Here is an 18,911-nt window from a genome sequence, read left to right on the forward strand (position 1 = left end):
TTTTCCCCTTATAACATAGCAGGTGCTAACATAAGCCCTGTTTTTTCATCTAAACCAAACATAATATTCATATTTTGAATAGCTTGACCAGCAGCTCCTTTAACAAGATTGTCCATGGCTCCCATCATAATCACTCTATGTGTACGAGGATCTACTTTATAAGCTACATCAACAAAATTTGAACATTTAACATTTCTGACTTCAGGAACATTTCCTTCTTTTAAAACACGTACAAAATATTCATCCTTATATATATCATAAGCATTTTTAACATCTTCTTCACTTACACCATCTTTTAATGAAGCATAAGCAGTAATTAGAATACCTCTATTCATTGGAATTAAATGTGGTGTAAAGTTAAGTAAAACCTTTGATGAAGAAGCATACCCTAATTGTTCTTCAATTTCAGGAGTATGACGATGACTCGCTACTCCATAAGCTTTAATACTTTCATTCACTTCACAATATAAGTTTTGTACTTTAGCACCTCTACCTGCACCACTTGTTCCACTTTTAGCATCAATAATCAATGTATTCATATCAATAAGCCCCGCTTTAGCAAGTGGATAAATAGATAAAATTGAACATGTTGGATAACATCCAGGATTAGCAATCAGTCTTGCATTTTTAACATCTTCTCTATTGATTTCACATAATCCATAAACAGCTTCTTGAATAAATTCAGGTGAAGCATGCTTAATTCCATACCATGACTCATATGTTTCTACATCTTTAATACGATAATCTGCAGATAGATCAATTACTTTCACTTTCTTTAAAACTTCTTCACTTACCATCTTAGCACAAACCCCTTGAGGTGTAGCAAAGAAAACCACATCTACATTATCTAAATATTTTTCAAGATTTTCATCTACACATTTTTGATCTAATAAAGTGAAATACCCCTTATAAACATCACTATATTCTTGATCACTATAAGTTCTAGAAGAAACCCATTCAATATGAACATTTGGATGTGTTAATAAAAATCTAACAAGTTCACATCCTCCATAACCAGTTGAACCAACAATACCTACATTAATCATTTCTTACTTTCCCCCTATAAAAAAAATAAAAAGTCGTCTCTATAAATAGAGACGACTAATCGCGTTACCACTCTAATTGTTGTAAGTTGACCTTACAACCTCTTTCATCTTTAAGGCAGATCTACCAAAAGATATACTTAATTTCCATCTTTCCTCTCGTAAATGCGTTTCATCTTTACTTCCATTCCTATCTTCCATCAACATAGGATCGCTTTGATTTCCATAAAGACTACTCTTTTAGTCCTCGAGTTTAAAATCATTATATGACAAATTTCCATTTTGTCAATAATGATTTATTAAGAAAAAAATTTTTTATATATAATAAAGATACGTTTACATTTTTTAACATCCAACATTTCGACAAGGATATTGCATATTTAAAAAAAGTAGTTTATGATAATAATAATTTATAATATAAAAACAAGGGGGAAACTATAAATGAAAGAAAAAGTTGTTTTAGCTTATTCTGGCGGATTAGATACAACTGCAATCATTCCATGGCTAAAAGAAAACTATGATTATGAAGTTATTTGTTGCTGTATTGACGTTGGTCAAAAAGAAGAATTAGATGGCCTAGAAGAACGTGCAAAAGCTTGTGGAGCAAGTAAACTTTATATTGAAAATGTGGTTGATGAATACGTAGAAAATTACATTATGCCTACTGTTCAAGCAGATGCTGTATTTGAATACAAATACTTATTAGGGACTGCAACTGCTCGTCCATTAATCGCGAAAGTATTAGTTGATGTTGCTCGTAAAGAAGGTGCTGTTGCTATTTGTCATGGTGCTACTGGTAAAGGGAACGACCAAATTCGTTTTGAATTAGGAATTAAAGCTTTAGCTCCAGATTTAAAGATTATCGCTGCTTGGCGTGATCCTAAATGGACAATGGATTCTCGTGAATCTGAAATTGAATACTGTAGAGCTCATGGTATTAATTTACCTTTCTCTGCTGATAATAGCTATTCTCGTGATAGAAATATTTGGCATATTTCTCATGAAGGATTAGAATTAGAAGATCCATCATGTGCTCCAAATTATGATCACTTATTAGTATTATCAAATTCTCCAGAAAAAGCTCCAGAAGAAGATGTTCACTTATCAATTGATTGGGAAAAAGGTGTTCCTGTTGCTTTAAATGGTGAAAAATTATCACAAAGAGAAATCTTAGAAAAATTAAATGAAATCGGTGGTCAACATGGTATTGGTATTATTGACATCGTAGAAAACCGTGTTGTTGGTATGAAATCAAGAGGTGTTTATGAAACACCAGGTGGTACTATCTTAATGGAAGCACATCAACAATTAGAAGAACTTATCTTAGATAGAGAAACACTTAAATATAAACGTCTTGTTTCTGTTGAATTTGCTGAACTTGTTTATGCTGCTAAATGGTTCTCACCACTTAGAGAAGCACTAACTGCTTTTGTTGAAAAAACTCAAGAATATGTAACAGGTACAACAAACTTTAGATTATATAAAGGAAATATTATTAAAGAAGGTACAACTTCTCCTTATTCATTATATGATGAAGATATCGCATCATTTAAAACTGGTGATTTATATGATCATCATGACGCTGAAGGATTTATTACTTTATATGGTCTTTCAACTAAAGTACGTGCAATGAAATTAAATAACAAAAAATAAAAAGAGCCCACTGCTCTTTTTATTTAAAGGAGGAAATTTATGAATTTATGGGGTGGAAGATTCACTAAACCTACAAACCAACTTGTTTATGATTTTAATGCTTCTATTAAATTTGATAAAACTTTTGCCAGTCAAGATATCAAAGGAAGTATCGGTCATGTAAAAATGCTAACAAAACAAGAAATCTTAACACAAGAAGAAGGTCAACTCATTGAAAAAACTTTAAAAGAAATTTTAAATGAAGTTGAAAATGGAACATTAGAAATTGATGAAAGCTTTGAAGACATTCATAGCTTTGTAGAATCTACATTAATTGATCGTATTGGTGATACTGGTAAAAAATTACATACTGGTAGAAGTAGAAATGACCAAGTTGCTTTAGATATGAGACTTTATACTAAAGACCAAATTGAAATGTTGAATACTTTACTTGTTGATTTATTAAAAATAATTCATGATATTATGAAAGAACATGTAGATACCATCATGCCAGGTTTTACCCACTTACAAAAAGCTCAACCAATCACTTTAGCTCATCATATGGGAGCCTATTTTGAAATGTTTAAGCGTGATCAATCACGTTTACATGATATTTATGAAAGAATGGATTATTGTCCATTAGGTTCTGGGGCTCTTGCTGGAACAACTTATCCCTTAGATAGAGAATACAGTGCTGAAATTTTAGGTTTTAAAGGACCTTGTTTAAATAGTATTGATGGCGTTTCTGATCGTGATTATTTAATCGAACTTTTAAGTGCAATGTCTACGATGATGATGCATATGTCACGTTTATCTGAAGAAATGATTATTTGGAATACAAATGAATATCAATTTATTGATTTAGATGATACTTTCTCAACCGGTTCTTCAATCATGCCGCAAAAGAAAAACCCTGATATTTGCGAATTGATCAGAGGGAAAACAGGACGTGTTTATGGTGCCCTTATGGGATTTTTAACAACTATGAAAGGTCTTCCTCTTGCTTATAATAAAGATATGCAAGAAGATAAAGAAATGTATTTTGATGCTTTAAATATAACTAAAGGATGCCTTCAATTATTAAGTGATATGTTAAAATCAACAACATTTAATAAAGATAAAATGAAAAAATCAGCTACTGGTGGTTTTACAAATGCAACTGATGCTGCTGACTATCTAGTAAATAAAGGTGTACCATTTAGAGATGCTCATGGTATTATTGGTCAACTTGTTTTATATGCAATTAGCCAAAACAAAGATCTTGATGAACTTTCTCTAGAAGAATTTAAAAATATTTCTGATGTTTTTGAAGAAGATGTTTATCAAGCAATTGATGTCAACACTTGTGTCAACAAAAGAAATACAATTGGTGCCTGTGGTCAAGAGATGATGAAAAAAGTCATCGCTTTAAATGAAGAATATTTAAAACAATTTTAAAAAGGGCGTTTGCCCTTTTTCTTATGCTCTTCCATATTTTATATGATAAAGCGCTTCTAATAATTCAAAAATGTACGTAATCGAAAACTTACCAATCAAAGATAAATGATCTGTTCCTACTTGAATAAGCATATCAAATTGCTCTTGATATGGTATATTTTCTACTTGAGTAATACATATTTTATGTGCTCTACTTTTTGCAATCTCTCTTAACATATCTGGATGATCTTGCCAATAACCTCCTGCAATCGAAGAAACAATAATCAAATCATTTACTGTTAAATCACGAACCACTTCTTTTTGACTTTGTAAAGGATACATTCCTGTACATTTCTTTCCTAAATAGGATAATTCAATTTGTAGTTGCATGGAAACAGATTGGGTAAAAAAGTTACCCGCAAAACAAATTTCATTACTTTGATAAATAAGATCTACCAGTTTTTCTAATTCTTCAAATTCGATCATTTCATAAGTTGATCTTAAGTTTTGTACAATATTTTCAAAATGATCATTAAATAAATCTTTAGTTGTTTTTCCTGCAACTGGTAAAACAGGAAGTTGATGGTCAAATTGCATACGCATTGAATCATGATTAAAATAACGTAAATTCATGGTCACATCCATTTTAAAATCACTGAAGCTTTCATAATTAAGTTTTCGACATAGTCTTGAAATTGTTGCTGTAGAAACAAAACACATTTCTGCAACATCTGTAATATTTAACTCTGGTATTTTATTAATATTTTCTAATATCTTTTTAGCTGCATTTGCATAAACATCATCTACTTTAGCCGTATTAATAAAATTAATTAAATTATAAAAAGCACTACGCATGATTAACCTCACTCATTTTGATTACAAAAACTTTATCATCATCTAAACATATACAATTCAGTTGTCCTCTTTCTCCTAAAGCAAGACCACCATCTATACCTATCTTATTATGAAACTCATCATCATACCAAACATCAAAACTTTTATCTCGATTAATAAAACAAAGTGGTGTATGTCCAAAAATATATGTCTTTTTTAAGTCACATTCACTTAAAAAGAAATAATCTCGAATCCATAAAAGCGTATCTTCTTCTTGATCTTCTAATGAGTTTTCGGGATCTATTCCTGCATGTACTAATACATAATCTTTATGATTAACAGTAAGTTCAATATATAAAGGTAAGTTTTTAAGATAATTATAAAGATTTCTCAAAAAGACATTTCTTACAATTGTATAATCACAATGATACAAATTCTTTTTACATAAATAATTTCGAATATTTTCTATTGTTTTTTCTCCACCATTTTGTGCCCATAATTTAAATTCACAACTAGGAAAATCAAAATCATTATGATCAATTGCTTCTTTTAAAGCTTCTTGCATCATATATTCATGATTGCCTTTAAGTAAAGTAATATTATCAAACTTTTGAATATAAAAATAGATATCTAAACTGCAAGGTCCACGATCACAAATGTCTCCAAGTATATAAAGTTGATCATGACTATTAAATTGTATTTTATCTAACATTCTTTTGAATATTTCAAAATTACCATGAATGTCAGAAAGTACATATGTCTTACCTTTCATGATGATCACCTAAAATTATCATAGCACAAAATTAAACAATTTGCTTAAAAAAGAGTTAATTTTAAAAAGATGCTTACGCATCTCTTCCAATTGTCGCTACCATAACTGCTTTAATTGTATGCATTCTGTTTTCAGATTCATCAAAAACAACAGAATTCTTTGATCTAAAGACTTCATCTTCAACTTCACGAATATCAATACCTTCTTCATGTTTTGTTTTAGCAACAGTTGTTTCAAAATCATGGAATGATGGTAAACAATGCATAAATAATGTTGAATCTTTACCTGTTTTACTCATCATTTCTTGAGTTACTTTATATGGTGATAACATTTCCACTCTTGGTTTATATAAACTTTCATCTTCACCCATACTTACCCAAATATCTGTATAAATTACATCTGCATCTTTTACTGCTTCATCAACATTATCTGTCACTTCAATTGTTCCACCTGATTTTTTAGCTTCTTCCTTACAATAAGCAAGTACTTCTGGATCGATATGTAATGATTTTGGACCAAGGCAAACAAAATGCATTCCCATTTTAACAGCTCCATACATTAAACCATAACATACATTGTTACGAATATCTCCAGTAAAGACAAATTTAATATCTTCTAATGGTTTATCTAAATGTTCTTCAATTGTAAGAAAATCAGCAAGTGTTTGTGTTGGATGATCAACATCAGTTAAGCCATTCCAAACTGGAACTCCTGAATATTTAGCAAGAGCTTCTACTGTTTCTTGTTTAAATCCTCTAAATTCAATACCATCATACATTCTACCTAATACTTTAGCTGTATCTTCAATGGATTCTTTTTTCCCCATTTGTGAGTTACTTAAAAAAGTAGCATGTCCACCTTCATCTAAAACAGCCACTTCAAATGAACAACGTGTTCTTGTTGATGTTTTTTCAAAAATCAAACATACATTTTTCCCTAATAAATATTGTCCAATTTTCCCTGCTTTTTTATCTGCTTTTAATTGATGTGCTAAATCTAATAAATATCTAATTTCTTCTTTAGAATAATCTTTTAATGTTAAAAAATGTCTATTTTTAAGATTCATAATAATCCCCCTTTTAATAACCATTATTTTATCAAAACATTGATATTTCTTCAATATTGATAAATAATTATTATTTTGTTTAAAAATAAGACAAATTATATATAATAAGGAACAGGGAGAAAATGAAAGATGAGAAAAATTGGATTTAGTAACGAAAAATACATTGAATTACAATCAAAACATATCAAAGAACGTATCAAACAATTTGATAATAAGCTTTATTTAGAATTTGGTGGTAAATTATTTGATGACCACCATGCATCTCGTGTTTTACCAGGATTTGAACCTGATAGTAAATTAAAAATGTTATTAGAATTGAAACAAGATGCAGAAATTATTATTGTCATTAACGCCAATGACATTGAAAACAATAAAATGCGTGGTGATTTAGGAATCACTTATGATTTAGAAGTTTTAAGATTGATTGATGCTTTCCAAAACATTGGACTTTATGTTGGAAGTGTTACAATTACACGTTTTGAAAACCAAGTACATGCTATTGCTTTTCAAAAGAAACTAGAAAACTTAGGAATTAAAGTCTTTAGGCATTATCCTATTGCAGGTTATCCAAATGATATTGAAAAAATCGTTTCAGAAGAAGGATTTGGAATCAATGATTACATTGAAACAACAAAACCACTTGTTGTCGTAACAGCACCTGGTCCAGGAAGTGGAAAAATGGCGACTTGTTTATCACAACTTTATCATGAATATACTCATGGTATTAAAGCAGGATATGCGAAGTTTGAAACATTCCCTATTTGGAATATTCCTTTAAAACATCCAGTCAATTTAGCTTATGAAGCAGCAACTGCAGATTTAAATGACGTCAATATGATTGACCCATTCCATTTAGAAGCTTATAACGAAACAACTGTCAACTATAATAGAGATGTTGAAATCTTTCCGGTTTTAGAATCAACATTCAAAAAAATCATGTCAACTTGTCCTTATAAATCACCTACTGATATGGGTGTAAATATGGCTGGAAATGCAATTATTGATGATGAAGCATGTAAAGAAGCAAGTAAACAAGAAATTATTCGTCGTTATTATCAAACAAAACTTGATTTTAAACGTGGTCTTGTTGATAAATCAGCTATTTCTAAAATCGAAGCCATCATGCTTTCTTTAGATTTAAAAGCTACAGATCGTAAATGTGTCAATCCTGCATTAGAAATCGAAGAACAAACCAATGAACCAGGATTTGCGATTGAACTTAATGATGGACATATTATTACTGGTAAAACAACATCTTTACTTGGAAGTGCTTCAGCATGTTTATTAAATGCCTTAAAATATCTTGCCAATATTGATGATGATATTTTACTTATTGAACCTGAAGTTATTGAACCCGTATCTAAACTAAAAAAAGGAATCTTAAAGAATAAGAATCCTCGTTTACATACAGATGAAGTTTTACTTTCATTATCTATTTCTGCAAATAATAATGAAAATGCTAAAAAAGCTTTATCTTGTATTGAACAATTACAATACTGCGAAGCTCATTCATCTGTTATCTTATCTGAAACTGATATTGATACTTTAAAACGTTTAGGTATCCGTTTAACTTCAGAAGATAAATTCCAATTTAATCGTATATATCAAAAATAAGCCAATTTTGGCTTATTTTTTTAATGTTTTAAACAATAATGTAAATAGTTCTTTATTTCTTGTCTTCTTGCTTCTATTTTTAAATAAATACTCTTTTCTAAGTATTCTATTTCTTTTACATAACAATGTTGATGTAAATATTTAAAATCTTCTCCTTGACTATAAGGAATAGAGAGTTCAAATACTTCATAATCTTTAAAGAGCAGATGTGAGATTTCATCTTCTAATAAATCAAAACCTCTTTTATATTTTGCAGAAATAAAAACATACGGTGATTGTGGTTGAATATAAGCATATTTATTTAAATCAATTTTATTATAAACATAAATCATTGGTGTATTTTCAACCCCTAATGATTTTAAAACCTCATTGGTTGTTTCTACTTGCATTTGATAGTCTTCAAAACTTGTATCTACAACATGTAATAAAAGATCTGCTTCTTTGACTTCTTCTAAAGTAGAGCGAAAAGCTTGAATTAAATGATGTGGCAATCTTTCAATAAAACCAACCGTATCCGTAAGCAAACAATCATGATTTTTCATTTTAATATGTCTTGTGGATGTTTCTAGAGTCGCAAATAACATATCTTTTTCAAAGACTTTCTTTTGTTTATCCTGGCATAAAGTATTCAATAAGGTCGATTTACCACTATTTGTATAGCCTACTAAAGCAATAACAGGAATTTGATTATTCTTTCTTCTTTGTCTTTGTACTTGTCTTTGTTTGACGATTTCAGCAAGTTCTTTTCGAGAACGGGCAAGCTTTCTTGCAATGATTCTTCGATCAAGTTCAATTTGTTTTTCACCTGAACCCCTAAAACCTGAACCTCCTTGTTGATGAGACATATGTTCTTGCATTCCCACAAGACGTGGTAATAAATACTGATCACGAGCAATTTCTACTTGCAATTTAGCTTCTTTTGTTTTAGCACGCTCATCAAAAATACGTAAAATCAAATCTGTTCGATCTGTAACTTCTGTTTCAAGTAAATCCGTTAAGTTTTTAACCTGTAATGGTGTCAATTCATCATCAAAGATAACCATTTCATCTTGAAGTTTTAATTTAATTTCTTCAATTTTACCTTTACCAATATACGTTGCTGGATTTATTTTTTCTAATTTTTGAATCACCACATCTACCACTTCAATATGACACGCCTCACATAAAGATTTTAATTCTTCTTCATAAAAAGGATTTGTTGATGTTAATACTAAGATTGCTTTCATTCTTTCACCTCTTTAAGTATTCTACCAATTAGGAGACGCTATGAAAAGATATAATGACTATTTTACTTTACTCTTTGTCACATTTTTAACACTTTTTTCTTTTTTTCATATGTCAACAATTGTTGATGTCAGCCATGATGTCATTACCATTGTCTTTAAAAATCTTCTACCCTCTTTACTTCCGTTCATGATTCTTGTTTCACTTTGTTTAAATCTAGGTATTTTAGATATCCTTGCTTATTTTTTACAAATTCCTTTTTATAATTTATTTTCATTGACACCAATGATGTCCTCTCTTTATTTTGTTTCCTTTTTTTGTGGCTATCCAACCAATGTAAAAATCATTAAAGAAGCTTATGAATTAAATTATATTGACCTTGATGAACTTCAACATCTTCTCTCCATTGCTTCTTTTAGTTCCATCTCTTTTATTTTTGTTTCCTTAAACACACCCTATTCTCTTTTGATTTTTATTTGTCACCTTCTACCAAGTCTCATACTTGCCTTATTTTATCACCATCCTCAAAAAAAACTTACCTTTAAACAAGTACGACAAACTCTAAAACAACCACATCTTTCTTTTGTAAAAGCCTTTAAAAAAAGTGTTCTTTCCAGTGTCTATGCTTTCCTCTTTATTTTAGGATATATGTTGATTTTCCAATTTTTTGTTTCTTTTTTACAAGATGTTTTTCCTCAATTTTCTTTTGATTATCTTAAAGGAATTTTAGAATTTAGTAGTGGCTCTTTAAAGATCATTCATCAGTCCAAAAAAATGCTTCCTTTTGTATGTTTCTTTCTCTCTTTTAGTGGTTTTTCCGTTATGATGCAAGCTGATAATCTCTTAGAAGCTATTCCCTATTCTTTTAAAAAATATTTTCTTTCTCGTCTCTATCATGGAATTCTTTCTTTTATTCTTTGTTTACTATTTCTTCAATTTGGATTGATTTGACAGATATATGGTATTTATTTATAATAATAGTAACCATTACTATTAGGAGACACTTATGAAAGAAATTAAGATTCGATACTCTAAACAAAGAGTACTCATTTTCAACAATTTAAAACATAGATATGATCACCCTACTGCAGAAATGATTTATCAGGACTTAAAAGTAGATTATCCCCATTTAAGCTTAGGAACAGTATATCGTAATTTAAATCAACTTGTTGAAACAAAACAAATCAAGAAACTCGATTTAGGAGATACCATGGTTCACTATGATGGCAATATTCAACCACATATGCACTTTATGTGTAACTGTTGCCAAACAATCTATGATCTTGATAATAATGATGAAAAAATTATTAAACAATTTGAAAAAACGTACAAGCATCATATTGATGTTATTGATATCAATATGTCAGGTATCTGTGAAAAATGCTTAGAAAAAAAGGCAGCTTAATTGCTGTCTTTTAATTCACTTTAGATGGATTATAAACACTTGGTCTTTTTAAAGTTTTAACTAGTATATCACTTTGTTGCTTATTTAAATCTATTGCGTCAATATGATAATAATATTGACTTGCTGCTTGAATCCCATAATTTCCTTCACCTAAATAAGTAATATTTAAATACATCTCTAATATTTCATCTTTATTATACATTTTTTCTAAATCCCTAGCGATAAAGACCTCCGCAAATTTACGGGAAAGATCTTTTTCAAAAGAAAGACATAGATTTTTTGAGAGCTGTTGAGTAATGGTCGATCCACCCTCTTTAAAAGAAAAGGTTGTAAGGTTTGTCAACATCGCACGTGCTAAACCATAATAATCTACAGGACCATGTTGATAAAAACGTCGATCTTCGCTTTCTAACACTGCTTCTTTATATATCGGTGAAATTTGATCAAGCGTGACATAATCTTCTTTACTCTTTAGTTGATTGACTCTTTCAGATAAAGATTGTTCTTGGATTTTATCTTGGTAAATTTGATAGCCTAAATAACCATAGTACCCACAAAAACCAGTAATAATAACTAATAATATTATAATCATTTTAAAAAGTAATTTTTTCATAGAATGCTCCTTATGTTATAATCTCAAAGAGGTGAATTTATGTCTTTTATTTATAATTTTTTTCTTTTATATCCCTATTGGTTTATAAAAACAATCATCCATTGGATTTTACAATTTTATAAAAATATTTTTTGTTTACATATCAATGAAAATAAAATTGATCAACTTTCTGGTTTTGAATTTGAATTACTCGTTCAAAAACTTTTGATTAAAAGCGGTTATCATGATGTAAAAATCACTCAAGCAAGTGGTGATTATGGAATTGATATTCTTGCAAAAAAGAAGCATGTTTTTTATGGATTTCAATGTAAAAGATATCAAAAAAATATTGGTGTCAGCGCTATTCAACAAGCATATGGTGGTATTTCTTACTATCATTTAGATCGAGCAATCGTTATTACCAATTCTTATTTTACAGAAGCCGCTTATCAATTAGCTGCTGTCAATGATATTTTATTAATTGATCGTCAAAAGCTTTTAAAAATGCTTAAAAAATCCAAACTCTTTTCTAGTCAAATACCTTTTTATTGTTATATTGTTGATATCTTCATTATTGGCTTTTTTTACTATATATACTTACAATTGCGTGATCTTATTTATTTGAGTATCTGTCTTTTTCATCTTCTTTTACTTATTTATATGTTTTTTAAAACATTACGTTATAAAAAATATAATCAAATTAAAGAGTATACGATTCATGATTATCAATAGCTAGAATCGTTTTTTGATAATGTTGATAGATTTTATAACAAATAAATGCACTGAATAAAACAATAAAAACAATCAATATAAAACAATGCATAAAAAAGTTTTCAGGCAAAATATTAATAATTGGATCTAAACGAGGATTAAAAAGCCAATAATCATTATTAAACACCAATTGATGAAACATCACAAATAAACAATCAAAATCAATAAAAGCAAAGAAGCCTAAAATCAAAGGAATGACAATCGTTAAAATGGCTGTCAATTTAAAAAAGCGATATTCTTTTTGTTTAATTTGTCTATAAACCAAATAAGAAGTTGTACAAAAAGTAAGCAAACATACTATTTGAATCATTTCAAAAATGCGTTTCACTTCTTCAAAATGAATACGTCCACCTTTTGACATGATAAAATCTTTAAAAACAAGTTTTCCTTGATAAAAGATAGATTGATAATGTATTAAGATTTGATAATTTTCTTTAATTTGTTGATATGTATAATGTGTATTTTCAACAAGTTTTAAATGATGAATATCAAAATAATAAAGTGGTTTAAAAAAGACAACAAAAACAACAGAAAAAGAAATGATAAATAGCATGAAAGATATACTTGTCAGTATATCTTTTTTACTATAAGTCATATAAAAATTCTTCACCTTTTTGAACTTCTACTTTAGAAAGGTTTGGATAATCTTGTTGTCTTAAAACTTCATAAATCGTAAGCGCTGCACAGTTAGATAAATTAAGACTTCTTACTTTATCTGACATTGGAATACGTACACAACGATCTAAATTTTCTTTTAAAATTTCTTTAGGAATTCCATCATGTTCATGTCCAAAGAATAAATAATGTTCCTTAGAACTATCACTATAATCTTGATCCGTATAACAAAGTTTTGAATAACGTGTAAAGAAATGATATTCTCCTGGGTTTTTAGCTTTGAATTCTTCATAAGATTCATAAACATGTAAATCTAGATCTTTAATATAATCAAGTCCTGCTCTTTTCACTTTTTTATCATCTAATTCAAATGACATTGGTTTAATAATATGAAGTGATGTGTTGGTTGCAACACATGTTCTCATGATATTTCCAGTATTTTGAGGAATTGCTGGATGTACTAATACAATATGGTTCATTTTTTTCTCCTTCTATAATTCTTTTAAAATCGTATATAATTTTTTGAGCGCTTTAGCTCGATGTGAGTACTTATTTTTTTCTTCTAAAGTCATCTCTGCACTTGTTTTTTGACAAGGTGGGAAATAGAAAATTGGATCATAGCCAAAACCATTGACCCCGGCAATATGATCATGAATTTCACCTTCAAATGTTTCTTGAATCAAGATAGGTTCTTGATCTGGAATACATAAAGCTAGAGCACACACAAAGCGGCATGTTCTTTCTTTACCTTCAATTGCATCAATGATTGCTTGATTGATAATTGGATAAGGGGTATCTTTTCCTAAAAAGCGAGCAGAATAGATTCCTGGAAGCTTTCCAAAAGCATCGATTTCGATGCCACTATCATCCGCTAAAACAATTTTATGTAAATCATCAGCAACATATTTCGCTTTAATCAAAGCATTTTCTTTAAATGTTTTTCCATCTTCAACAATATCTGGAACATCATCATAAACATCTTTTAAAGATTTGACTTCAATATTTAAATCCTTTAACATTGCTTGAATTTCTTTGACTTTTCCTTGATTGGTTGTCGCCACTATGAGTTCTTTCATATTTTCATCTCACTTTCTTTGTATGTATTTTAGCATTTTTTGTATCATAGTTCACTTATTTTCTTTATAATATAACTAGGAGGTTTACTATGATTAAAAGATTAATTGTAAATGCAGATGATTATGGTTTATCTGAAGGTGTTTGTTTGGGTATTTTAAAAGCGCATAGAGATGGTATTTTAACTTCAACTACTTGTATGATGAATATGGAAAACATTGAAAAATATTTAGAAATGACAAAAGACTATCCAAATTTAGGCTTAGGTGTTCATTTGAATATTACAGTAGGAAAACCTTTAACAAATGTAAGTTTTGTTGATGAAAAAGGAAATTTTAAATCAAGAGATACTTATACAAATAGAGAAGCTATCGTATCTCAAGAAGAGCTTTATCAAGAATGGAAAGCTCAAATTGAAAAATTTATTATAATCATGGGCCATAAACCAACCCATCTAGATTCTCATCATCATGTTCATTTACTTAATAGTAATATTGATGTTGCATTAAAGCTAGCTCATGAATATGATTTACCTATTCGTCAAGAAACATACTTACAAAAAGATTTTGAACCTGTTTATTTTGAAGAACTATTCTATAACCAAGATGCTACATTTGAAATGATTGATACTATTTTACATAAAGATGTTAAAAATTATGAATTAATGTGTCATCCTGCAATGATTGATTGGAAACTTTATCAAATATCTTCTTATAATTTAAGACGCGCTCATGAATTAGATATTATATGTAGCCAAAAAGCAAAAGAAATGACAAAAAAGATTGAACTCATTAATTATCAAGACATAAAAAAAATCTAGCAATTAGCTAGATTTTTTTAGGTCTAATCATTAAATAAATTGGTAATCCAAGTAAAATACTTCCACCTATAATATTTCCTAAAGTTGAAAGTAACATATGTAACCACACACCACTCCAAGAAATTTCTGTACCAAGAGCTGTAAAAGTCATCGAAAATGTTCCCATATTGGCAATACTATGTTCAAATCCTGGTAAAACAAAAGTCATAACAATAATCATCATAATAAATGTTTTAGCTGTTTCTTCCTTTAGCTTCATTCCTACAAATGCTGCTGCACAAACAATGAAATTACATAAGATTCCTTTAATAAAAAGTTCTAAATAATCAAAATTTAACTTATTAGAAACAACACTTGCAAGATATTGATTCATTGCCTCATGATTAACACCACTTTTAATAAACAAAAAACAAATCAAGACAATACCAACAAAGTTACCTACATAACAAATCCCCCACATCGGTAAAATATCAAAAAATCTTAGTTTTTTATGATAAACTGGAAACATTGTGGTAAAACAATTTCCTGTAAATAATTCTGAACCAAGTAATACAATAATAACGAGTCCTATTCCAAATGCTCCTGCAAATGCAATTTTAGATGCAATCACATGATGTCCAATTAATAAAACTGCTAAAGTATAAGATAAAATCGTTGCAAGCCCTAAATAAAGCCCTGCAACGATACTTCTCATAAAAAAACAAAATGGATCATTTTTTGCCATCTCATATTTTGTCATTCCTGCTTTTTCCAATAATTCAAAGTCCATAAAATTTCCTCCGTTTCTTACAATAACATAATTTCAAAATATTAGAAACCCCTTTCATTGTTTCTTTTTTACTTTCATGTTATTTTATATATGAGGTGATTATATGTTTCAACATATCATTCAAGAATTAATAACAAAAGCAATTACTCAACAAACAGAAAAAATCATTGAAAAGAAAACTAAGAAACAAATAAAAAAAGAAGAAGTTTATTTCCAAAAACCTCATCTTTTTATCTCTAATTACTATCAAGCCTATGCTTTTTTATTAACTCTTCCTTTTTTATTAATAATTTTAACTCTTTGTATGATTATTCAATTTAAAAATAATCACTTAGATATGGTCATTATTTGTGTTCTTTTAATTCTTTTACTTATCACTGTTACCTATAAACAAAATCATAAAAAATTAATGATTGCTTATTGGCAAGATATTCTTATTATTTATAACGCTAAGGGCACTCAACTTATTCAAATACCCGCTTATTACTTAAAACAAGCTATCATAAAACCCAATAAACTCATTATCCCTTATCATCAAGAAACTTGGGTTATTCAAATAAACAAACATGATAATTTAAAAGAAGTTGAAGAAATGCTTACGTATTTCCAACTTCTTTAAATCAATTTTCATATTCATCTTGTTGTCTAACTTCATCTAATAAAATTTGTTTTCCACATCTTTTAAATTTCCAATATTCTACAAAAACACCATCATAGCTTTCAATGACTTGATTTTGTTGGTCTACTGTTACATCATTCATTTTTCCTTCAATATATACCCAAAAATAATCTTCATTATCATTCTCACTATCATATAAATTAACTACATTTTGTTTAAGAAGATGAATATGACTTAATTCATTTCTCTTCCCCTGAAATTCATTCCAATTTATCTTAGCCTCCCAAGCATCATATAAATTCTCTGTCAAATATTTTTTTAGTGTCTTTAAATCTTGACGCCCCCAAGCTTCTTGTATTAAATAATAACTCTTTTTTACCTCTTCTTTGATTCTTTTTTCATTCCAAAAATCATCTTGATCATCTAAAATAGCTAATTGCTTTTTGGCTCTTTGATGAAGCTTATTAGCTTTATATCTTCTTTGAAAAGCATATACCCCATAAATCGTTCCTATAAATAAACCTACTGAAACAATCGAACTTACTGGATTATATGAACGACGTCCATAATAATAATGATCATGATCATGATAATATGAAGGTGAACTACTACTTGAAGAACTTCCTCCACCTCCACTACTTCCCGAGCCACTGCCACCACCAGCTCTAGCATAACAATTTCCTGTAAGTAAACATATCATAATTAGAAATGTTGAAATGATGATTCTTTTTTTCATACGTAACCTCCGTTTGATTTATTATAACATATCATTGACATCTAGAAAAAGAAGTATAAAATATAGTTTGAATTCAAACTATATAGGAGGCAACTATGTTAGAAGATAAATTTTATCATCAATTACTTAAATGTTTTAATCAACAAAAAAGATGGATTAATCAACAAACAAATCAAATTGATGTCTTACCTGGGCAAAGTAAGTTTTTACTTTGTTTAAAAGAATATGGTCCTTTATCTCCTAAAGAATTAGGTAATCATTGTTGTATTGATAAATCGACAACCACTACTTTATTAAATAAAATGGAAAAAATGAATTATATTGAAAAGAAAACTCAAAACCAGGATAAACGTTCTATTCAAATTCATTTAACCAAACGAGGTTATGAAAAAGCATTACAAGTTGAAAAAATATCTAATGAAAGTGAACAATTATTTCTATCAACACTTTCTAAAGAAGATCAAGTAAAAATTATACAACTACTTAAACAAATCAATTTATTTATGGAAGGAGAACTTAATAATGGAAACACAAAATAACTTTGCGATAGGAAGTATTCCTAAACATATTATGTCTATAGCTGGACCAATGATTGTCGCTCAACTAATAAATGTTTTATATAATGTTATTGATCGTATTTATATTGGACGTATTCCTCATGTAGCGACCCTTGCTATGGGTGGTCTAGGAATTTGTTTACCAATTATTTCCATTGTCATGGCTTTTGCTAATCTCTTTGGTATGGGTGGTTCTCCTTTATGTTCGATTGCTAGAGGTCAAGGTAAAAATGATGACGCTGAAGAAATCATGGGGAATTCTTTTGCGTTGCTTGTCATTTTTGGAATTATTTTGACCATTATTGGTTTTATCTTTAAAGAAGATATTTTATGGGCTTTTGGTGCCAGTAAACATACCATTAGTTATGCTTTAGACTATCTATCAATTTATTTAATTGGAACGATTTTTGTTTTAGTCAGTCTAGGAATGAATAGTTTTATTAATAGTCAAGGATTTGCGAAAGTAGGAATGATGACTGTTCTTATTGGCGCTGTTTTAAATATTGTATTAGACCCTTTGTTTATTTTTGTTTTACATATGAATGTTAAAGGAGCTGCTATAGCAACTGTGATTTCTCAAGGAATTTCTGCTTTATGGACCTTACAGTTTTTAACAGGAAAACAAACTATTTTAAAACTTAGAAAAAAATATTTTAAACTTAATTTCTATTATGTCAAACGTATTTTTTCACTAGGAACTGCTGGTTTTATGATGGGTATTACCAATTCGATTGTAACTATTGTTTGTAATTCTACGCTACAAGCTTATGGTGGAGATCTTTATATCGCCATCATGACTATTATTAACTCCATTCGTGAAATTGCTCAACTTCCTGGACAAGGAATGGCTAATGCTTGTCAACCTGTTTTAGGATACAATTATGGAGCCAAAGAATATAAACGTGTTTTATCAGGAATTAAATTTGTAACTATTGTTTCTTTTATAATGATGTTTGTTATTTGGCTAGCAATTACCCTATTCCCTGAATTTTTCATTCAAATCTTTACGCATAATCAAAAAATAATAACTCATGGTATTACTTCTTTACATCTTTATTTCTTTGGATTCTTTATGATGACTTTTCAAATGGTCGGACAATCAACTGCCGTTGGTTTAGGAAAATCAAAACAAGCCATCTTCTTTTCTATCTTTAGAAAAGTAATCATTGTTGCACCTTTAACTGTTATCTTACCAAAATTTATTGGCATCAATGGTGTCTTTATCGCTGAAGCAATCAGTAATTTCATTGGTGGTGGCGCCTGTTATATTACAATGTGGTTGACTATTGGTAGAAAACTTCAACAAAAATGTAAGGAGACTGTATGAATACTCCAAAATTAGAAACAAATAG

At 29.1% G+C, this 18,911-nt stretch carries 21 protein-coding genes and 1 other annotated feature; of the genes, 10 read left to right on the forward strand and 11 right to left on the reverse strand.

The genetic code is table 11. The features are described 5' to 3' along the window. Nucleotides 1–8: 8 nt before the first annotated feature. Nucleotides 9–1,046: an N-acetyl-gamma-glutamyl-phosphate reductase gene (gene argC, locus Fi14EGH31_RS09995; RefSeq protein WP_117575055.1), complete on the reverse strand. Its 1,038-nt coding sequence runs from the start codon at nucleotides 1,044–1,046 to the stop codon at nucleotides 9–11. 44 nt (nucleotides 1,047–1,090) lie between these two features. Next, nucleotides 1,091–1,300, reverse strand: a binding site (T-box leader). Between the two features lie 184 nt (nucleotides 1,301–1,484). On the opposite strand from argC, the gene Fi14EGH31_RS10000 reads away from it, so the two are divergent. Then, nucleotides 1,485–2,696, forward strand: a complete 1,212-nt coding sequence (locus Fi14EGH31_RS10000) for an argininosuccinate synthase (RefSeq protein ID WP_200764768.1) — start codon at nucleotides 1,485–1,487, stop codon at nucleotides 2,694–2,696. A gap of 39 nt (nucleotides 2,697–2,735) precedes the next feature. Then, complete coding sequence (gene argH, locus Fi14EGH31_RS10005) at nucleotides 2,736–4,112, forward strand: argininosuccinate lyase (RefSeq protein ID WP_118743800.1); 1,377 nt, start codon at nucleotides 2,736–2,738, stop codon at nucleotides 4,110–4,112. A 21-nt stretch (nucleotides 4,113–4,133) separates the two neighbouring features. Here argH and Fi14EGH31_RS10010 read toward each other — a convergent pair whose 3' ends face one another. The 3 genes from Fi14EGH31_RS10010 to argF all read right to left on the reverse strand — a co-directional run bounded on the left by Fi14EGH31_RS10010 (nucleotide 4,134) and on the right by argF (nucleotide 6,763). After that, a complete protein-coding gene (locus Fi14EGH31_RS10010; protein WP_117864019.1) occupies nucleotides 4,134–4,946 on the reverse strand; it encodes a MurR/RpiR family transcriptional regulator in 813 nt (270 codons plus the stop codon). After that, complete coding sequence (locus Fi14EGH31_RS10015; RefSeq protein WP_117864021.1) at nucleotides 4,939–5,697, reverse strand: metallophosphoesterase; 759 nt, start codon at nucleotides 5,695–5,697, stop codon at nucleotides 4,939–4,941. Before Fi14EGH31_RS10015 ends, Fi14EGH31_RS10010 begins: the two co-directional genes overlap by 8 nt. A 73-nt stretch (nucleotides 5,698–5,770) precedes the next feature. Continuing rightward, the gene (gene argF, locus Fi14EGH31_RS10020; protein ID WP_200764769.1) at nucleotides 5,771–6,763 is read right to left on the reverse strand and encodes an ornithine carbamoyltransferase; all 993 of its coding nucleotides are present in this window, start codon (nucleotides 6,761–6,763) and stop codon (nucleotides 5,771–5,773) included. A gap of 129 nt (nucleotides 6,764–6,892) precedes the next feature. Between argF and Fi14EGH31_RS10025 the strand changes: the two genes are divergently transcribed. Beyond that, nucleotides 6,893–8,377 (forward strand): DUF1846 domain-containing protein, encoded by a 1,485-nt coding sequence (locus Fi14EGH31_RS10025; protein WP_117575046.1) that lies wholly within the window; start codon nucleotides 6,893–6,895, stop codon nucleotides 8,375–8,377. A 20-nt stretch (nucleotides 8,378–8,397) separates the two neighbouring features. On the opposite strand, the gene hflX is transcribed toward Fi14EGH31_RS10025, so the two are convergent. Beyond that, a complete protein-coding gene (hflX, locus tag Fi14EGH31_RS10030; RefSeq protein ID WP_117346655.1) occupies nucleotides 8,398–9,603 on the reverse strand; it encodes a GTPase HflX in 1,206 nt (401 codons plus the stop codon). Between the two features lie 40 nt (nucleotides 9,604–9,643). Between hflX and Fi14EGH31_RS10035 the strand changes: the two genes are divergently transcribed. Then, nucleotides 9,644–10,552 (forward strand): hypothetical protein, encoded by a 909-nt coding sequence (locus Fi14EGH31_RS10035; protein WP_022002876.1) that lies wholly within the window; start codon nucleotides 9,644–9,646, stop codon nucleotides 10,550–10,552. A 55-nt stretch (nucleotides 10,553–10,607) separates the two neighbouring features. Then, nucleotides 10,608–11,006: a Fur family transcriptional regulator gene (locus Fi14EGH31_RS10040; protein ID WP_022002877.1), complete on the forward strand. Its 399-nt coding sequence runs from the start codon at nucleotides 10,608–10,610 to the stop codon at nucleotides 11,004–11,006. Between the two features lie 10 nt (nucleotides 11,007–11,016). On the opposite strand, the gene Fi14EGH31_RS10045 is transcribed toward Fi14EGH31_RS10040, so the two are convergent. Next, nucleotides 11,017–11,619: a biosynthetic peptidoglycan transglycosylase gene (locus Fi14EGH31_RS10045; protein WP_022002878.1), complete on the reverse strand. Its 603-nt coding sequence runs from the start codon at nucleotides 11,617–11,619 to the stop codon at nucleotides 11,017–11,019. Between the two features lie 39 nt (nucleotides 11,620–11,658). Between Fi14EGH31_RS10045 and Fi14EGH31_RS10050 the strand changes: the two genes are divergently transcribed. Further along, nucleotides 11,659–12,330: a restriction endonuclease gene (locus tag Fi14EGH31_RS10050; protein ID WP_022002879.1), complete on the forward strand. Its 672-nt coding sequence runs from the start codon at nucleotides 11,659–11,661 to the stop codon at nucleotides 12,328–12,330. Here Fi14EGH31_RS10050 and Fi14EGH31_RS10055 read toward each other — a convergent pair. From Fi14EGH31_RS10055 to rdgB, 3 genes are read right to left on the reverse strand one after another with little or no spacing between them, the layout of a single operon-like run. Then, complete coding sequence (locus Fi14EGH31_RS10055; RefSeq protein ID WP_022002880.1) at nucleotides 12,299–12,964, reverse strand: TIGR01906 family membrane protein; 666 nt, start codon at nucleotides 12,962–12,964, stop codon at nucleotides 12,299–12,301. The genes Fi14EGH31_RS10050 and Fi14EGH31_RS10055 overlap by 32 nt on opposite strands. Continuing rightward, nucleotides 12,954–13,463, reverse strand: coding sequence for a tRNA (cytidine(34)-2'-O)-methyltransferase (locus Fi14EGH31_RS10060; protein WP_117346654.1), 510 nt, complete (start codon nucleotides 13,461–13,463; stop codon nucleotides 12,954–12,956). The genes Fi14EGH31_RS10055 and Fi14EGH31_RS10060 overlap by 11 nt, the downstream gene beginning before the upstream one ends. 12 nt (nucleotides 13,464–13,475) lie before the next feature. Beyond that, nucleotides 13,476–14,060 (reverse strand): RdgB/HAM1 family non-canonical purine NTP pyrophosphatase, encoded by a 585-nt coding sequence (rdgB, locus tag Fi14EGH31_RS10065; protein ID WP_022002882.1) that lies wholly within the window; start codon nucleotides 14,058–14,060, stop codon nucleotides 13,476–13,478. An 89-nt stretch (nucleotides 14,061–14,149) separates the two neighbouring features. On the opposite strand from rdgB, the gene chbG reads away from it, so the two are divergent. After that, complete coding sequence (chbG, locus tag Fi14EGH31_RS10070) at nucleotides 14,150–14,878, forward strand: chitin disaccharide deacetylase (protein ID WP_200764770.1); 729 nt, start codon at nucleotides 14,150–14,152, stop codon at nucleotides 14,876–14,878. A gap of 7 nt (nucleotides 14,879–14,885) precedes the next feature. Here chbG and Fi14EGH31_RS10075 read toward each other — a convergent pair whose 3' ends face one another. Continuing rightward, on the reverse strand, nucleotides 14,886–15,647 hold the full coding sequence (locus Fi14EGH31_RS10075) for a formate/nitrite transporter family protein (RefSeq protein ID WP_022002884.1): 762 nt from the start codon (nucleotides 15,645–15,647) through the stop codon (nucleotides 14,886–14,888). A 103-nt stretch (nucleotides 15,648–15,750) separates the two neighbouring features. Between Fi14EGH31_RS10075 and Fi14EGH31_RS10080 the strand changes: the two genes are divergently transcribed. Continuing rightward, the gene (locus tag Fi14EGH31_RS10080) at nucleotides 15,751–16,266 is read left to right on the forward strand and encodes a hypothetical protein (RefSeq protein WP_022002885.1); all 516 of its coding nucleotides are present in this window, start codon (nucleotides 15,751–15,753) and stop codon (nucleotides 16,264–16,266) included. A gap of 1 nt (nucleotide 16,267) precedes the next feature. On the opposite strand, the gene Fi14EGH31_RS10085 is transcribed toward Fi14EGH31_RS10080, so the two are convergent. Further along, nucleotides 16,268–17,002: a Tim44 domain-containing protein gene (locus tag Fi14EGH31_RS10085; protein WP_022002886.1), complete on the reverse strand. Its 735-nt coding sequence runs from the start codon at nucleotides 17,000–17,002 to the stop codon at nucleotides 16,268–16,270. 95 nt (nucleotides 17,003–17,097) lie between these two features. On the opposite strand from Fi14EGH31_RS10085, the gene Fi14EGH31_RS10090 reads away from it, so the two are divergent. Together Fi14EGH31_RS10090 and Fi14EGH31_RS10095 are read left to right on the forward strand one after the other, a co-directional pair. Next, nucleotides 17,098–17,541, forward strand: a complete 444-nt coding sequence (locus Fi14EGH31_RS10090) for a MarR family winged helix-turn-helix transcriptional regulator (RefSeq protein ID WP_022002887.1) — start codon at nucleotides 17,098–17,100, stop codon at nucleotides 17,539–17,541. Then, nucleotides 17,525–18,886 carry an MATE family efflux transporter gene (locus Fi14EGH31_RS10095; RefSeq protein WP_022002888.1) on the forward strand — a complete coding sequence of 454 codons (1,362 nt, stop codon included), beginning with the start codon at nucleotides 17,525–17,527 and terminating at the stop codon, nucleotides 18,884–18,886. The genes Fi14EGH31_RS10090 and Fi14EGH31_RS10095 overlap by 17 nt, the downstream gene beginning before the upstream one ends. Nucleotides 18,887–18,911: the final 25 nt, after the last annotated feature.

This window comes from Faecalibacillus intestinalis, assembly GCF_015097455.1.
Classification (GTDB): domain Bacteria; phylum Bacillota_I; class Bacilli_A; order Erysipelotrichales; family Coprobacillaceae; genus Faecalibacillus; species Faecalibacillus intestinalis.

Coding starts and splice junctions, on each gene's coding strand:
- Fi14EGH31_RS10085 (WP_022002886.1), bottom strand. CDS start 17,002: ATGAAAAAAAGAATCATCATTTCAACATTTCTAATTATGATATGTTTA.
- Fi14EGH31_RS10095 (WP_022002888.1), top strand. CDS start 17,525: ATGGAAACACAAAATAACTTTGCGATAGGAAGTATTCCTAAACATATT.
- Fi14EGH31_RS10090 (WP_022002887.1), top strand. CDS start 17,098: ATGTTAGAAGATAAATTTTATCATCAATTACTTAAATGTTTTAATCAA.
- Fi14EGH31_RS10075 (WP_022002884.1), bottom strand. CDS start 15,647: ATGGACTTTGAATTATTGGAAAAAGCAGGAATGACAAAATATGAGATG.
- Fi14EGH31_RS10025 (WP_117575046.1), top strand. CDS start 6,893: ATGAGAAAAATTGGATTTAGTAACGAAAAATACATTGAATTACAATCA.
- Fi14EGH31_RS10035 (WP_022002876.1), top strand. CDS start 9,644: ATGAAAAGATATAATGACTATTTTACTTTACTCTTTGTCACATTTTTA.
- hflX (WP_117346655.1), bottom strand. CDS start 9,603: ATGAAAGCAATCTTAGTATTAACATCAACAAATCCTTTTTATGAAGAA.
- Fi14EGH31_RS10010 (WP_117864019.1), bottom strand. CDS start 4,946: ATGCGTAGTGCTTTTTATAATTTAATTAATTTTATTAATACGGCTAAA.
- rdgB (WP_022002882.1), bottom strand. CDS start 14,060: ATGAAAGAACTCATAGTGGCGACAACCAATCAAGGAAAAGTCAAAGAA.
- Fi14EGH31_RS10040 (WP_022002877.1), top strand. CDS start 10,608: ATGAAAGAAATTAAGATTCGATACTCTAAACAAAGAGTACTCATTTTC.
- Fi14EGH31_RS10045 (WP_022002878.1), bottom strand. CDS start 11,619: ATGAAAAAATTACTTTTTAAAATGATTATAATATTATTAGTTATTATT.
- Fi14EGH31_RS10000 (WP_200764768.1), top strand. CDS start 1,485: ATGAAAGAAAAAGTTGTTTTAGCTTATTCTGGCGGATTAGATACAACT.
- chbG (WP_200764770.1), top strand. CDS start 14,150: ATGATTAAAAGATTAATTGTAAATGCAGATGATTATGGTTTATCTGAA.
- Fi14EGH31_RS10080 (WP_022002885.1), top strand. CDS start 15,751: ATGTTTCAACATATCATTCAAGAATTAATAACAAAAGCAATTACTCAA.
- Fi14EGH31_RS10015 (WP_117864021.1), bottom strand. CDS start 5,697: ATGAAAGGTAAGACATATGTACTTTCTGACATTCATGGTAATTTTGAA.
- Fi14EGH31_RS10060 (WP_117346654.1), bottom strand. CDS start 13,463: ATGAACCATATTGTATTAGTACATCCAGCAATTCCTCAAAATACTGGA.
- argH (WP_118743800.1), top strand. CDS start 2,736: ATGAATTTATGGGGTGGAAGATTCACTAAACCTACAAACCAACTTGTT.
- Fi14EGH31_RS10055 (WP_022002880.1), bottom strand. CDS start 12,964: ATGACTTATAGTAAAAAAGATATACTGACAAGTATATCTTTCATGCTA.
- argF (WP_200764769.1), bottom strand. CDS start 6,763: ATGAATCTTAAAAATAGACATTTTTTAACATTAAAAGATTATTCTAAA.
- argC (WP_117575055.1), bottom strand. CDS start 1,046: ATGATTAATGTAGGTATTGTTGGTTCAACTGGTTATGGAGGATGTGAA.
- Fi14EGH31_RS10050 (WP_022002879.1), top strand. CDS start 11,659: ATGTCTTTTATTTATAATTTTTTTCTTTTATATCCCTATTGGTTTATA.